16 protein-coding genes are annotated in these 14,148 nt (G+C 46.8%); all 16 read right to left on the reverse strand.

All coding sequences use genetic code 11. The annotated features are described in order from the left end of the window. Position 1: 1 nt before the first annotated feature. Positions 2-895 carry a polysaccharide deacetylase family protein gene (locus E1757_RS26580; RefSeq protein WP_133233921.1) on the reverse strand — a complete coding sequence of 298 codons (894 nt, stop codon included), beginning with the start codon at positions 893-895 and terminating at the stop codon, positions 2-4. A 20-nt stretch (positions 896-915) separates the two neighbouring features. After that, on the reverse strand, positions 916-1,764 hold the full coding sequence (locus E1757_RS26585; RefSeq protein ID WP_133233923.1) for a TylF/MycF/NovP-related O-methyltransferase: 849 nt from the start codon (positions 1,762-1,764) through the stop codon (positions 916-918). 208 nt (positions 1,765-1,972) lie between these two features. After that, positions 1,973-3,577 (reverse strand): flagellin N-terminal helical domain-containing protein, encoded by a 1,605-nt coding sequence (locus tag E1757_RS26590; protein ID WP_133234102.1) that lies wholly within the window; start codon positions 3,575-3,577, stop codon positions 1,973-1,975. 173 nt (positions 3,578-3,750) lie between these two features. Next, on the reverse strand, positions 3,751-3,987 hold the full coding sequence (gene csrA, locus E1757_RS26595) for a carbon storage regulator CsrA (RefSeq protein ID WP_133233925.1): 237 nt from the start codon (positions 3,985-3,987) through the stop codon (positions 3,751-3,753). Between the two features lie 11 nt (positions 3,988-3,998). After that, positions 3,999-4,445, reverse strand: a complete 447-nt coding sequence (fliW, locus tag E1757_RS26600; RefSeq protein WP_165972309.1) for a flagellar assembly protein FliW — start codon at positions 4,443-4,445, stop codon at positions 3,999-4,001. An 81-nt stretch (positions 4,446-4,526) separates the two neighbouring features. Next, positions 4,527-5,096, reverse strand: a complete 570-nt coding sequence (locus tag E1757_RS26605; protein WP_133233929.1) for a DUF6470 family protein — start codon at positions 5,094-5,096, stop codon at positions 4,527-4,529. 14 nt (positions 5,097-5,110) lie between these two features. Further along, positions 5,111-6,019: a flagellar hook-associated protein FlgL gene (gene flgL, locus E1757_RS26610; protein WP_342774600.1), complete on the reverse strand. Its 909-nt coding sequence runs from the start codon at positions 6,017-6,019 to the stop codon at positions 5,111-5,113. A 20-nt stretch (positions 6,020-6,039) separates the two neighbouring features. Continuing rightward, positions 6,040-7,476: a flagellar hook-associated protein FlgK gene (gene flgK / locus E1757_RS26615; protein ID WP_133233933.1), complete on the reverse strand. Its 1,437-nt coding sequence runs from the start codon at positions 7,474-7,476 to the stop codon at positions 6,040-6,042. A gap of 38 nt (positions 7,477-7,514) precedes the next feature. Further along, entirely contained in the window at positions 7,515-8,015 is a 501-nt protein-coding gene (locus tag E1757_RS26620) for a flagellar protein FlgN (RefSeq protein ID WP_133233935.1), read from the reverse strand. 29 nt (positions 8,016-8,044) lie between these two features. Then, on the reverse strand, positions 8,045-8,317 hold the full coding sequence (gene flgM, locus E1757_RS26625; RefSeq protein ID WP_133233937.1) for a flagellar biosynthesis anti-sigma factor FlgM: 273 nt from the start codon (positions 8,315-8,317) through the stop codon (positions 8,045-8,047). A 107-nt stretch (positions 8,318-8,424) separates the two neighbouring features. Continuing rightward, entirely contained in the window at positions 8,425-8,847 is a 423-nt protein-coding gene (locus E1757_RS26630) for a flagellar protein (protein ID WP_133233939.1), read from the reverse strand. Positions 8,848-8,969: 122 nt separating this feature from the next. After that, positions 8,970-9,512, reverse strand: coding sequence for a ComF family protein (locus E1757_RS26635; protein WP_246079542.1), 543 nt, complete (start codon positions 9,510-9,512; stop codon positions 8,970-8,972). 254 nt (positions 9,513-9,766) lie between these two features. Then, positions 9,767-11,701, reverse strand: a complete 1,935-nt coding sequence (locus tag E1757_RS26640; protein WP_133233943.1) for an ATP-dependent helicase ComFA — start codon at positions 11,699-11,701, stop codon at positions 9,767-9,769. A gap of 21 nt (positions 11,702-11,722) precedes the next feature. Next, complete coding sequence (locus E1757_RS26645) at positions 11,723-12,121, reverse strand: hypothetical protein (RefSeq protein ID WP_133233945.1); 399 nt, start codon at positions 12,119-12,121, stop codon at positions 11,723-11,725. A 112-nt stretch (positions 12,122-12,233) separates the two neighbouring features. Beyond that, positions 12,234-12,959, reverse strand: a complete 726-nt coding sequence (locus E1757_RS26650) for a response regulator (RefSeq protein WP_133233947.1) — start codon at positions 12,957-12,959, stop codon at positions 12,234-12,236. A gap of 3 nt (positions 12,960-12,962) precedes the next feature. Next, entirely contained in the window at positions 12,963-14,117 is a 1,155-nt protein-coding gene (locus E1757_RS26655; protein ID WP_133234104.1) for a sensor histidine kinase, read from the reverse strand. Positions 14,118-14,148: the final 31 nt, after the last annotated feature.

Genomic DNA, 14,148 nt, shown 5'->3' on the forward strand with positions numbered 1-14,148 from the left:
TTTACACGAAATTTCCTACAGGCGGAATCCGATTACAATCGAATCGGTTCAACCAAAAATCGTTATGTCCTTCATTAAAGCCTTCTATGGTCGTAAACCCACCTTTGAAGCCTTCCAATTCCAATTTGGGGCGAAGTTGCTCAATCATAGCCCAGCAAAGTGTTCCCCCACCAAAAGCTGGCGTATACCACTTAGGTGATATTCCGAGGTGATCTTCAATGAATTGCTTGCAAGGCTTGATCTCGTCTTCAAAAAATTGACTCGCATTGCCGGTATAAGCCCTATGGTCCACAGCATGAACTCCGATGACCATGCCCGCCTTTAGCATTGTTCGCCATTCATCCATGTTTATGTAATACGATTCGATAAACCGATCCCAGGTTTGAAACTTTTGAATCAGCTTCGGCTCGAGCATGCTTCTGCTTTCCTCTTCGGACAAGAAAAAGTTCAACGCGTACTTATTGTATCTCCTGAACATATCCGTCTCGTATTTGTATATGCCGCTGTTCTCCGCTACTTTGGTCACATCAACTTTGCGGCTAAGGTCGTCCCAGATTTCCTCATCGGAGAAGTAAGACAAGGCAGCATGCACAAGATGAACCACGGGAACTTTAAATTTCTCGAACACGCCCGACATTAACGTAAAGTAAGCCGGAATTCCCTTCTCCTTAAGGATCGGAAACGCCACTTCGTACTGATCCTTAGTTGCGTCGTCAAACGTAAATACGCACCGAGGCTTCGATTGATGGGGCTTGCCCAATTGATCCGGCGTTACGACTTCATATTGCTGTAATACCCATTCCAATTGCTTTTTGAATAAGTCGGGATGCAATGGATGGATTCCTTTCAACCCTGGAGCCTGGACATAGTGATACATAATGGCTATGTCTTTCACACTAAATCATCCTTATCGTTCTATTTAATAATAACCACTGATCCGCATAGATCGCTTAACGGTAGTAATTTTGCGTTTGTCTCATTACAAAACTTCTTCACAGCGTGTTTTACCCCTTCAAACCTTACACTGTTGTAATCATGAACAAAGATATATCCTCCCTCTGTCATCCTAGGAAAAAAATATTTGAGGCCCTCATAGATCGGTGAGTAGAGATCAACATCAATATTTACAAATGCGAACTGATCATCTAACCCGTTTGCGGTTTCGGGAAAATATCCCTTTCTGACTATGCAGTTGTCTCTGTGTATCATTTTCTCAAGTACGGACTCAACATTAGAATAATTAAACTCACCAACAGTTGAATTCGAAAAATTATTCTCTATATCTACGGCAACATCTCTTTCATCAAATCCGCTGAAGGTGTCAAATAAATATAGCTTTCTGTCCGGGAAAGCTTCATTAATATATTTGGCAAACTCGCCTTTGAAAACGCCAAACTCAGCTACACTTCCTGAAATACTATTATCGTATATTTCATTAGCCACCAGACGCAGCGTTGCAACACGTGTGTCCATCCATAGGTTGTTGAAATAATCTATAATCTTTTCGGGTTGGATGTTTAATTCTTCTTGAAGCTGCTTTCTAATAATAGTCCCATGAATATTGGAAATAATAATATAGTCAAAATCATACTGCATAATATCTGTTGGCGCTATAATGGACTTGGATAAAAATGTTGTGCCCCATTTTGACGGGTCGTTATCCGCAAATGCAATCACATCGAATCTTTGATCGAGATGAAAGTAAGTCGTATATCCTCCTTCTCCAGCACCAAAAAGGATTATCTTCTTTTTCCTATAATTCATTCTGTTCCTCCCGAAATGAATGTTCTATAAAATAGTAACATATATAAATTATCGGGTTAATCCCCTCAAATTATTAGCTTATTGTACGGATAATTCTGATGGTATTCAGGATGTTCACCAAGTAAGCATACTCAAAAAATATCTACCTCCTTGATTTTAAAGAAAAGAACCTCGAACTTTGTTCGAGGTTCTTGAAAACTTATCAAAATTAACGAAGCAATTGCAGTACGCCTTGAGGTTGTTGGTTAGCTTGAGCCAGCATCGCTTGAGCCGCTTGGGAAAGGATGTTGGATTTCGTGAAATCCATCATTTCTTTCGCCATGTCAACGTCACGGATACGGGATTCAGCGGCCGTCAAATTCTCGGAAGCCGTTTGTAAGTTATTGATTGTGTGCTCCAGACGGTTTTGAACAGCACCCATTTTGGAACGTTGTGCAGATACGTTTTTGATAGCTGCATCAAGCGTGTCCAAAGCTTGGGAAGCTTGGCTTGCTGTAGAAATATCTACGGAAGAAATACCCAGCGCCGCAGAACGCATATCACCGATAGCGAAGCTGATCGTTTGACCTCGGTTTGCACCGATTTGGAACGTCATACCGCCACCCGCTGCAGCTTCTGTTTGAGCTGAGCTCAATCCGAGGTCAGCAAATCCAGTGTTTCCAGGACGGTCAGTGAAAGTAATAGGTCCAGTCGGGCTGGAAACCTCAAATCTGCCGTCTTTCGATACAGTTACCGATACTTTCTCGATAAAGTTTGCATCTCCTGATGTATAACCGTTACCAGCGTTGTAACCGGAAATAGCTGCATTGATACCCGATGCAATAATAGCTGCTCCTGACTCCATAGTGATTCCACCACTAATCTGGGTTAGAGCAACTTGAAGATTGATGTTTCCAATTCTCATATCGCCAGATTGCGCTGCAATTGTTGAACCGTTATAGTTAGTTGTCCCAACAACTGACGACCCACTAGCTAAAAGATTACTTACAACGCCTCCGCTAACAGTGAGGGAGATTTCCGAATTTACACCTTTAGTCGCACTCTGCAGTATAAATTGTTCACTAGAATTTGTATATGCAGTAACATGGGAAGCATTTTTACCGGATTTATCGATAGCTTCATTAATTTTGTTAACAATCAGATCGATAGCCGCTTGTCGTGTGCCTTTGCTTCCAGTAATACCAGAGAGAGTATTTTTCTCGGCATTTGTAAGTGTTGACCAGTCAACTTCAATTTCGTAGCCATCAATATTAATAGTTTCTTTAATAAAATTACCGCCGCTTGGAACCCCGCTTGCCATTGTGCGCGCACCAGACATTCTAGCACCGCTCAACTTAGCAACAATAGCACCAGTTGTCACGTTAGAGCCAACGCTACCGCCTTGAGCACCTTTCAAAGCGCCATTCAACAATTTTTGCGTGTTGAACTCGGTTGTGTTACCGATACGGTCGATTTCGTCTTTCAATTGTTTAACTTCTTCTTGAAGAGCCGCACGATCATCAGCTGTGTTCGTTCCATTCGCGGATTGGTCAGCCAATTCACGCATACGTTGCAGGATAGAGTGAGTTTCATTCAAAGCACCCTCAGCTGTTTGGATCAAGGAAATCCCGTCTTGAGCGTTCTTGGAAGCCATATCCAAGCCTCGGATTTGTGCTCTCATTTTCTCGGAGATTGCCAGTCCGGCTGCATCGTCGCCAGCGCGGTTGATACGTAGACCTGAAGACAATTTCTCAAGCGATTTGTTTGCGCCTGCAGTGTTTCCTGTTAATTGACGATGCGTGTTTAATGCTGCGATATTGTGGTTAATTCTCATTGATTTCTTCCTCCTTGAAGGTTCGTATTCCACATCCATGTGGATTAATTGAGGCTTCACATAGGTCGGCCGCCCTACATTTGCCGCTATTTATTTTATCGTAATTTGTCATATTAAAATGAATAGCTATTTGCGATTATTTTCGATATTTTTTTCAATTTCAGTTATTCGAATTAATCCGTCTGCTTTTTCCTTATCAGTTTCCCAATATTTTGCGGACTAACGGTATTGTTGGCTGCTTCTTGGTTGGCTTTCTGAATGGATTCGAAAACTTCTTTGCGGAAGACTCCCACTTGCTTGGGGGCATTAATTCCGATCCGTACATTGTCACCTTCCAAGGAGAGGATGACCAGTTCAATTTGATCCCCTATCATGATCGACTCGCCTTTTTTTCTCGATAATACGAGCATGGTCATCCCCCTCACTTAGTCGATTCATCGGCAATTGCCAACGGAAGCTGATGCTTTACATGGTAGCTCGAATCATGCAATATAATTTGTTTGCCTATTCTTTTCTTGGAGTTTACTACAATAGGCGCCAATAAATTAACTGTCGCTTCCATTAAATCTTCGTTGACCGTAACTGCCGACCAAACTTCTACTTCAATGGGCTCCTCTATTCTCAATTCCTGCCGTACTTCTTCAGATAAAGAAAAATCATAATCCTGAAAAAAATCGAATGGATTCGTCACTAAAATCGACAAATTACCTTCCTCCACCGATTGCAGATATGAAAAAGGAATCCCCTCCTCTAGCGGAATCAACAGAAATTGCCGATGATCGTCCAAGCCTGGCAGCCCTTGCGTAAAATGAAATACATCCTGTTCCGTAAATTCCATCTCGCCAAAATGTAAGGTTGCGATTTTCATGGATTCAATCCTTTCCATATAAATGATAACCTAGTAAATAAAAAAGCCGTATAACAGCTACATTAGCTTCATTATACAGCTTTAGAACCTATAATCAATTTCAGGTGCCGTTATTTCGATACTTTGATATTGTCGCATATAAATATCCAGCTTGCCCCGATGATACTCATATTCAACACGGTTAGGATGCGTATTTAAATTAACTTTACCATCTATGGTATTGATCTCTGCCTTATGTGCCGTGTAAGAAATATCGACATTATCGAATGATGCTTCACCTGCATAATCATATTCCGAAAAATTACGGTCGACATTTTTGGCAATTTCCGCGAATGGGTTGGCATCGATTTGGATTTGAGCCATGCGGTTCCCTTCCTCCACGCGTCGGGCAATACCACGAAGGGCTATTTCTCTCCCTTGAGAGTAAATACGGCTGAATACTTCTAATGAAGGTCCAATCCCTAAAGCATCCCAGGCGCGAGTCTGATCGATCACCAGTTCTCCTCGCGGTTGCCGAATATCCTGTTTAGGACGTTCCGTCGTCATCTCGAATGTAGCGCGCGGCTGCTGAATGTCCTGGGTGCCTAAATCAGCATCAATCCCAAGTAGAGCTGGCTGCTGACGAATTTGAAGTTGAGGAATGCCTGACATATTCCAGTTACTCCTTATCTAAGAAAATCGGCCAGACTCGGTCGAATTAATTGGGCCCCCGCGGATAGTGATGCTTGATACACATTCTCATCCATTTTCAAGTTCGTAATGACTTGCGACATATCCGCATCTTCTGTTTTAGACTGCAAACTTTGCAAATTGATATCGATATCCTTTAGTCGATCCTCCGCTAATTGGATCCGATTCGTTTTCGCGCCTACATCCGAGCGTGCAGCCAGGAGCTTATTCATTCTGGAATCTATCAGTTCAATAGCATTGCCTACACCCTTAGTATCTTGATTCTGTAGCGAATTTGACAGCTCGTTCAGTATGTTAAAAATGTTATCTTCTCCGCCTGGAGCTCCAAACACTTCACTTGCGGTTTTATTTATAGGCAATCTCACGCCGACGCCAATTTCAAATTCAATATCTTTCGTATCGGTTTCGGTTATACCTGCAGACGAAACATCTTCGAACGGCTTCAAATCTGTCTTTTGACCATTAAACACATATTTTCCGTTAAATCGACTGTTAGCTATTCCCAATAGCTGCTCATTCAGCTGATTGATCTCAATTTTTATAGCATTCATGGATTCCTCTGAATTCGTTCCGGTAGCCCCTGCAACAGCAAGCTCACGGGCTCTCTGAATGACGCTGCCCGCCTGGTCCAACATCGTATCCGTATAATCCAGAAAAGAAATGGCACCATCGACATTCCTCTGATGCTGATCATTCAATGCCAGTTCACTGCGATAGCGCAGCGAGAAGCTAATACCGACCGGATCATCCGAAGGCTTATTGATTCGCTTGCCGGTAGCCAGCTGATTTTGCAAATTATCCATTCTGGTTAAGTTATTATTTAAATTGCGAAGCAGCTGTATGTTAAGCATGCCTTGCGTAACTCTTGTCGGCACTGCGCTCACCCTTTCTTAAACATAATCTGCTATCTTCCAACTACACCCATGCCGTTAATCACTTTATCTAAAGCCTCATCGTACGTTGTCATCGCTCTCGCTGCCGCATTGTAAGCATGTTGAAACTTGATCATATTCGCCATTTCCTCGTCCAGGGAAACGCCGCTCACCGACTGCCTTCTTGATTCCAATTGATCTGCAAGAATTTTCTGATTGGTCGCTTGTCGCTCGGCCTCCTGCGTTTTTACCCCCAGCTCGGAAACGACGGCTCTCAAAAATTCGTCAAATGTTCCTCCATTGAGTATGATCTTCTGAACTCCGGAGCCATTAAAGTTATACTTCGTGTTTTTGACGTCGGCCATTTTCAGGGCCAGCTCGTTGTTCCCCTTGATTACTTTGCCCGTAACATCGTCCTTGCGCATAGAAGCCGCAATATTCTCAACGTCACTCGTTATTGCAGAGCTCACACTAAAAGTTGCCGCAGCATTCAACGGATCGACAACAGGATTGAAGAAATTGCCGCCCAAGGTGGCAGGATCCTTCAGCGTGTAACCCTGCTTATGAACTTTATTGACCTCATCTATTAATGTGGCCGCCATTGAGTTCAATTGATTTTTATATTCGGTTACATAGTTGGCTTGCGAGTAGGTTAGTCCAAACAATTCGCCACTAGTCAAATCATTGGGATATGCAGCCTGGACGGTCGCATTTGTAAAAGCATTTGCTGTGTCGCCTGTTACCAACACGACATTGCCCATTCTAATGGTATAACCGTTAGACTCCTCCTGCAAAGTAACATTGACGACTTTGGACAAATCATCAACCAAGACATCCCTCTGATCCCGTAGATCGTTCGCGTTGTTGCCTAAGCCTTCGATTCGGAAAATTTCGTTGTTTAAAGCGGCGATTTGCTTAAGGGTCGAATCCACCTCGGTTATTTTCACACTGATGTTATCCGCCAAGTCCAAGGACAGATCGTTCAACTTCTTGGCTACATTGTTAAAAGCGTCGGTCATCGCCAATGCGCTTTCCTTAACTACAGCTCTCGTTTCCAGGTTATCAGGCTGCTTGCTAAGCTCCTGCCACGAGTTCCAGAAGTTATCCAAAACTTGTCTCATGCCCGTATCGGAAGGCTCGTTGACGATAGCCTCAAGCTTCTCCAATGTATCCCTGCGTACAGACCACTCGCCCAAGCCTTTATTTTCATTGTAAAACTGCTTGTCCAGGAATTGCTCCCGAATACGAACTACACTATTAATCTCGACACCTTGGCCGTTTTGACCTGGAACGGTGCTGCGCTGCATCCCTAAATTCTCCAAAGGACGGGATGCTTCCATGTTGACTACCTGACGAGAAAATCCGCGTGTGTTGGCATTGGTAATATTGTGGCCTGTTGTTTGCAAGGCAGCTTGCTGCGCGAATAATCCGCGTTTGGATATTTCTAATCCGGTAAACGTCGAGCGCATATCGGGTTACTCCTTTCGCCGTTCAAACTGAAAAATCATTATGCTTTCGTGTCAAACAACCCTCTGCGCTTCTGCGCGTAATGCTGCTGCTGTGGGTTTTGGTAAAGTACATCATCCTCCGGCGGACCTGCGATCAAATCCAACGAATAATCGATAAACGACAAGGAGTGCTCAATAAGCTGTTGATTCAATTGATTGATCTCCCTCAGCTTGCGGATCGTGCCCATCAGCTGTTTCTGCAGCCCCAGAAGCTGCTTCTTTTCGTCAATGTTAAAAATGATCTTCGTCAAGTCGCTGACCGTAACTTTCGGATTGGGCTTGTAGCCCTTCTCGATCAGAAACTGCCCGATCACCTCAACCCGCTGCCTGTCCAGCTCGCCGATCTGTTTGATGAGCTTGTTTTCTTTGGAAACAAGCTGCGTTAACTGCTCCACATCGTTGCGGACCAGCACCTGCTTCTTTTGCTCCGCCAATACGAGCAGGGTGTCATGTATATCGTTTAATGCCGTCATCGTTTGAATCAAGGCTTGGAATGCCATGCTCATCCACCTAATATCCAGAATAATCGTTACCTAATAAAAGGGAGCAGCTTCTCCGCCAATATTCGGGCATCGACCTTATACGTACCTGCTGCAACCGACGATTTTAAAGCATCTATCTGCTCTCTCGAATGATCTGCCGATGCCGGGCTGTGCGAACCCAAAAGCTCCTTGGCTTCCGTCGAAATTTCAACCTGGTCTTTCTTTTTTCCGGCTTTGCCGGACGACGTGGCCGTAAAAGAATCGTGCGTCTTCTGATATTTATTCACGGCGCCGACTCTGTTCGTTCCATCGATCTTCATCCCAACCACCTCGTGTTTACCTAAAAATAACTTCACCGTAAAAGCGTTACTACTTTTATCGGTGAAGTTATCGGAAAAGTTTATATGCAATTTTGATAATGCCTCGATTAATGACGATCTTTCAAGCGGTCCCGGATATTATAAGAAGCTTTGCTGTCCAGCACGTCTTGAATTTTTCTCCGCATCTCATCTTCTTGCAGTTGATTCGTTTCCTTTGCCAGCCGGGAGCGGCAAGGCTCGCACATCGTATGTTCCCGGATCGAAGTACCGCACACTTCGCAGTCATAGAACATGTTCGGGTTTCCCTTGATCGAGATGCGGCCTTCACGAATAAATTTCGTAATCTGGCCGATAGTGACTCCGGTTGCTTCGCTCAGCTCGTTGATGGAGCAGGAACGGTACTCCCGCAAATATTTCAAACATTTTTCATACTGCTGATCGATATCCTTGATGCAGCTTCCGCACATGCCGTAATTGTTTTTGACATACACCTTTCCGCACCGGTGACAGTTTGCGACATTTAAACTCATCATCATTCCCCTTTTTCGTCTAAAAATGAATTGTTTTTCTGCTCCGTGCCAATCGCTGCTGTACCTCCCATTATAGTATTTGCTTGGGTTCGGTACAACACTTCCGATGAAAAAGCACGCAATTACCGGGCCCAGCTGATTCCGCAAACTTCGGCATGAAAATGCTGCTTGATCGCTTTCGCGCACTCGTTCAACGTACTGCCTGTCGTGTACACATCGTCGACAATATAGACGGTAACCGCAGCTTCTGCGAACCACTGTGCATGCTTCTGTTTAACCGAGAGCGGTACTCCGAAAACGCCCTGCAAATCTTCCAGCCTGTCTCCCCTTGTCTTGAAGCTCTGTTTATCCGTATGGCGCAGCCTCTGCAGCAGAGGAACGACCGGTATTCCGGTTTTGCGGCCAAGCTCTTCGGCAAGCTGCTGCGCTTGATTGAAGCCGCGCTCGGACAGCCTTTGATCGCTTAACGGAACATAGGTGATAAGCTCCAGCCGTTTGGGCGCGCTTCCCTGCAGCTGCTGCGGTCCGCTCTGCCGATGCAAATGATACGCATGAAGCAGCATCGTTCCGATCAGCTGTCGCATTCTCTCGTGGCCGCGATACTTGTACATGCCAAGCCACTCTTTCATGAGAGGGTCATAGCTGACGGCGCTGCGGTTGCTCACAAAATGCGGCTCCTTGCGCCGGATACAGTCCGGACATACGTCCGGCCGGCCGCACCGTTCGCAGCTAACCTGGTAAATCCAAGGAATGGCCTCAGCGCAAGCATGGCATAGCGGAAGCTCCCACAGCCGGGTGTAGGTGGAGCTGCAGGACAAGCAAGGATACCGTTTGGCGGAAAGCAGCGACTCGGCTTTGAGCCGAAGCTGCTGCAGCCAATGCAGCAGAGACAACCGGTTATGGGGACGGGTTGAATGCTTTACGATTTCGTCACCTCCTTTTCACGTAAATAACCTTTTTTGCGCGCCAATGCGTTCATGCTTTTAATCTGCCGAACCGCCTCGGCTTGTGCGCGCGTTTTTTCCTTTGCCGCAAAATAGACGGATCCCGCAGGATCGTCAATGGACCGTCCGGCCCGGCCAGCCATTTGGACCAGCGCAGCGGAGTCAAAAATCGGCGCATCCGCGTCCAAAATAAACACATCGGACTTCGGAATGGTGACGCCGCGCTCCAATATGGTGGTCGTAACCAGCATGCGCACCTGCTTGCTGCGGAAATCGATTACCTTTTCCGTACGGCTGCCGTCCTTGGATGAAGTCCCCTCCACCTGTATGCCGGGAAATAATTCGCTGAGCAGCCGGGTCAACGGCTCGACCATATTAATTTTGGGGACGAACACAAATACTTGCGCCCCTCTTTGCAAAGAAGCCATCATACTATGCTTTAGCTTGACGGGTATGGAATGTTGTTGGAGCTGCTGTACCAGTGGGGGTATGCTCATGAGGACGGGTACAGGCAGCGGCTGCCGGTGATACCGGGCAGCTACTTTCACATGAGGTAGTTGACGGCGCTGAACCGCCTTCTGAAGATGCTTGGGGGGTGTTGCCGACAACAATACGGTGGCGCCTCCGGGCTTGCACACGTTTTGTGCCGCAATCTGCAGCATCGGGTTGTTATGATACGGAAAAGCGTCGAGCTCGTCAATGATGACGAGGTCGAAAGCGTGATGGAGCCGCAGCAGCTGATGCGTCGTCGCAATCGTTATGCTGCCGCTATCCCATCGCTGCTCGCTGCCGCCGTACAGCGTCACTACAGGCTCCGGCGCGAACGCCTTCTCCAGCCGCGGCTTCAGCTCCAGCACGACGTCGCGCCTTGGCGTAGCTACGACGACCCTGCCTCCGTGGGCGACGGTATATTGGATCAACGGAAAAATCATTTCGGTTTTTCCCGCTCCGGTGACAGCCCATATGAGAAACTTCCGGGATTCGAGCTCAGGTGCCGATTTAACGGCTGGCTGTAATTCATTTCCTTTCAAAAATTTCAACGCTTCGAGCGAAGCTTCGGCCTGAATTTCGCTGAGCCCCCATGGCTGCAAGTACGGCTCGAATGCTGTCGCTTCTGCCGCATGTTGTCCGAACGGCTCCGGCTTTTGATAAGATGTCGTCTCATGGGACGAGGCACTGACAACAATCGAGCAATAACGCGAGCGCCCCATCGTTAAGCACTGCTCGCAATAAGGGCAGGGCACACAGCAAAACATACACTCGGCATAAGCCAGATGCTCGTCCGTTCCGCCGCAGCGGTGACACTGGTAGGACATTTTCGGGCTTAGTAACGCGAATCTGCGCCGCTGCTTCACAGCTCTGACACCCTGATTCAACCGGAATGCCCCGGTTAAGCAGCCCATTTGCACATAAGCCAGCGGCTGGGAGGCTGCCTCTGTCAGCCCACGATGCTCGATAAGCTGCATGACTTCATCCATCAGCAAGCTTCGGCCCTGCATGGCGTCGACAAACGCCGCCAGCTCAGCTGCATCGATACGCAGCAACCGGTCTGCCAGGCTCGCTTGATAAGCTTCCCACTGCTTCAAGTCGCATTCCACCAAATGCCGGCTTAAACCGCCTTCAGCGGAAGATGCTCCGATTCCCGCTGCCGACAAATGCCGGTTTATTCTGTCAAGCCATAGCTCAGGGCTGGATGCAGTTTCCGTTTTCTTGCCCCCGCCGCGCGCAGCTTCATTCAGCTCTTCCATTAGCGCTACGGCTTGTCCATACGAAATGGCCGGCTGCAGCATCCAGATCCGAACCGAATCATGATGCTGACCGAACCAATAGCTCAGATCCGCATTTATATCCAAGGAGATATGCCACATGTTCATGCGGTCGCCCCTCACGGAATATAAAGTAACTTTCATCCGTCACCGCCTACTCATTTTTCAAAACATCTTGTAAGCGGTTACCAGTTCTTCTTGCTGTCCGAGACGCACCACGATAACCTGCTTATCTTCATGCCGGACAATCCATTCCTCCAACGAACCGTCCGCTTCAAAATTGCTTATATCCATCTGATGTTCTCGACGCATACGTTCGACAATAGCCAACGTATCATCCGTCGAGCCTTCATCCGCAATCGTGATTTGAATGTCTCTGCCTTTCAGCCGCGAAAAAAAATGCAAAGACCGAATATACCATTCAACCTGCAGCTGGCTGTTACAGGTAATGAGCAAAAAATGCGTGATTGTTCTACGCTCGTTCCGGCTGTGCCGGTAAAACCAATGCACCAAGGCGATACCCGCAGCATAGCTGCCAAAGATCCACAATAATCCTAACACCATCGCGGCTCCCTCCCTTAAACCCATTATATGCGGCAACAGGTTGGTTGGTTCCTCTCCGGACGGAAAATAGATCTTGGACCGATACTGCGAATCCCCTTGTAAAATTCATTCGTTACAGCGTTACCCATCCATTTTTGATAGCGATAATAACAGCCTGCGTACGATCATCAACTTCCATTTTTTGCAAAATGCTGCTTACGTGATTTTTGACGGTTTTCTCGCTAATAAATAAAAACTCGCCGATCATTTTATTGCTCTTTCCTTCAGCCATCAAGCGAAGCACTTCCGCTTCCCTTCTCGTTAAAGGACTGCTATCGGTATGTATGTACTTGACTCCGGCTTCTTTGGGAGCGGCTCCCGAGCCGGCAACGCCCACTTCATCCAAGTATGTCATACGGCGCAGCTGGTTGATCAGCTTGCCGGTTACTTTCGGATGTATGTATGCATGCCCCGCAACAACGGAACGTATGGCATTAATCAGCGACTCCGCTTCCATATCCTTCAATAAGTAGCCTGAGGCTCCTTTACGGAGCGTTTCGAACACATAGCTCTCGTCATCATGAATCGATAAGATGATCACTTTAATGTCCGGAAATATTTCCTTTAGCTTCTCTGTCGCGACGACGCCGTTCTCAATGGGCATATTAATATCCATCAATACGATATCCGGGTTCAAAGCGTTGCACAGCTCAATCACCTGGATGCCGTCCCCGCATTCTCCGACGACTTCAAGATCAGCTTCCATATTGAGAATACGTTTTACCCCTTCGCGAAACAATTGGTGGTCATCGGCCAGAACTAGCTTGATGTTACGTTTTGAAGTTGCTATTAAATCCATTAATTACTCCTCCTTTGACGTTAGTTTAATCGGGATCAGCAGTGATACTTTGGTTCCCGCGTCTTTGGCCGATTGAATTTCCATTCTGCCTTCGAGCAGCTCAACCCGTTCGCGCATCCCCATCAAGCCGTAATGGCTGCCTCTTTCGATCTTTTTATCAATGCTTTCGACGGCAAAGCCGACGCCGTTATCCGATACGACGATTTTCACCATTTGCTGCTGAAAGGTGACCTCGAGCGTAATATGCGATGCATGGGCGTGCTTCAACACATTGGAGAACGCTTCCTGCACCAGCCGATAAATGGCGACCTCCATCCCCGAGGGGAGACGGCTGTCCTTGCCTATCAGATCAAACCTTGTCGAAATTTTCGTCTTTTCCTCATAGTCTTGAACAAATTTTCGCAGCGCCGGAATCAGTCCCAGGTCATCAAGTGCCATCGGCCTCAGATTAAAAATAATTTTGCGTACTTCTTCAATCCCGCCACGGACCTGTCCTTTCAAATCCCGCAGTTCTTCCTTGACAGAGGAATACGCATGCTTGGTCAACATCCGTTCGGCGATTTCCGTCCGCAGCACGACATTGGCCATCGTTTGCGCCAGTCCGTCATGTATTTCCCGGGCAATTCGCTTCCGTTCCTCTTCCTGTGCCAAAATAATTTTCAAACCAAGCAGCTGCCGATTTTTGGCGGATTCCAACAGTCGCGTCACTTGATTCAGGTCGCCTGATAAATACTCCAGCACTACGTTGACCTGAGAAACGACCGTTTCGGCTCTTTCGAGCTGCCGGTCCACATTTTTTATCCGCTTTTGCAAATCATCGCGTCTTGCTTTCAGATGGACTTCTTTTTCCCTGAGCATTGCCAACTGCGTCTGCATTTGGGTAGCCAGCTCGTACGCCGCTCGAATATCCTCTTCCGTGAACCGTTTAAAATCGCGGCTTACTTCGGTCAGCCTCATACGGGCCCGGCGGTACTCCATTTCATACTTGTCAACCTTATCGATTGTATCCGTCGTCTCTTCAATTACATGCTGCAGCTCGTTGTTAAGCGCAGTCCGTTCTGCCCGAACACTTTCACAGATTTCGAATATTTGATACTTACTACTCTCCATGACATCAATCGCATTTTTTATAACGCGGTCTAAAGCATCCACTTGCATCCAGGCCATGCCCCTCCTTGGGAGATTCAAC

The organism is Paenibacillus piri, assembly GCF_004354045.1.
Taxonomy (GTDB): Bacteria; Bacillota; Bacilli; order Paenibacillales; family NBRC-103111; genus Paenibacillus_S; species Paenibacillus_S piri.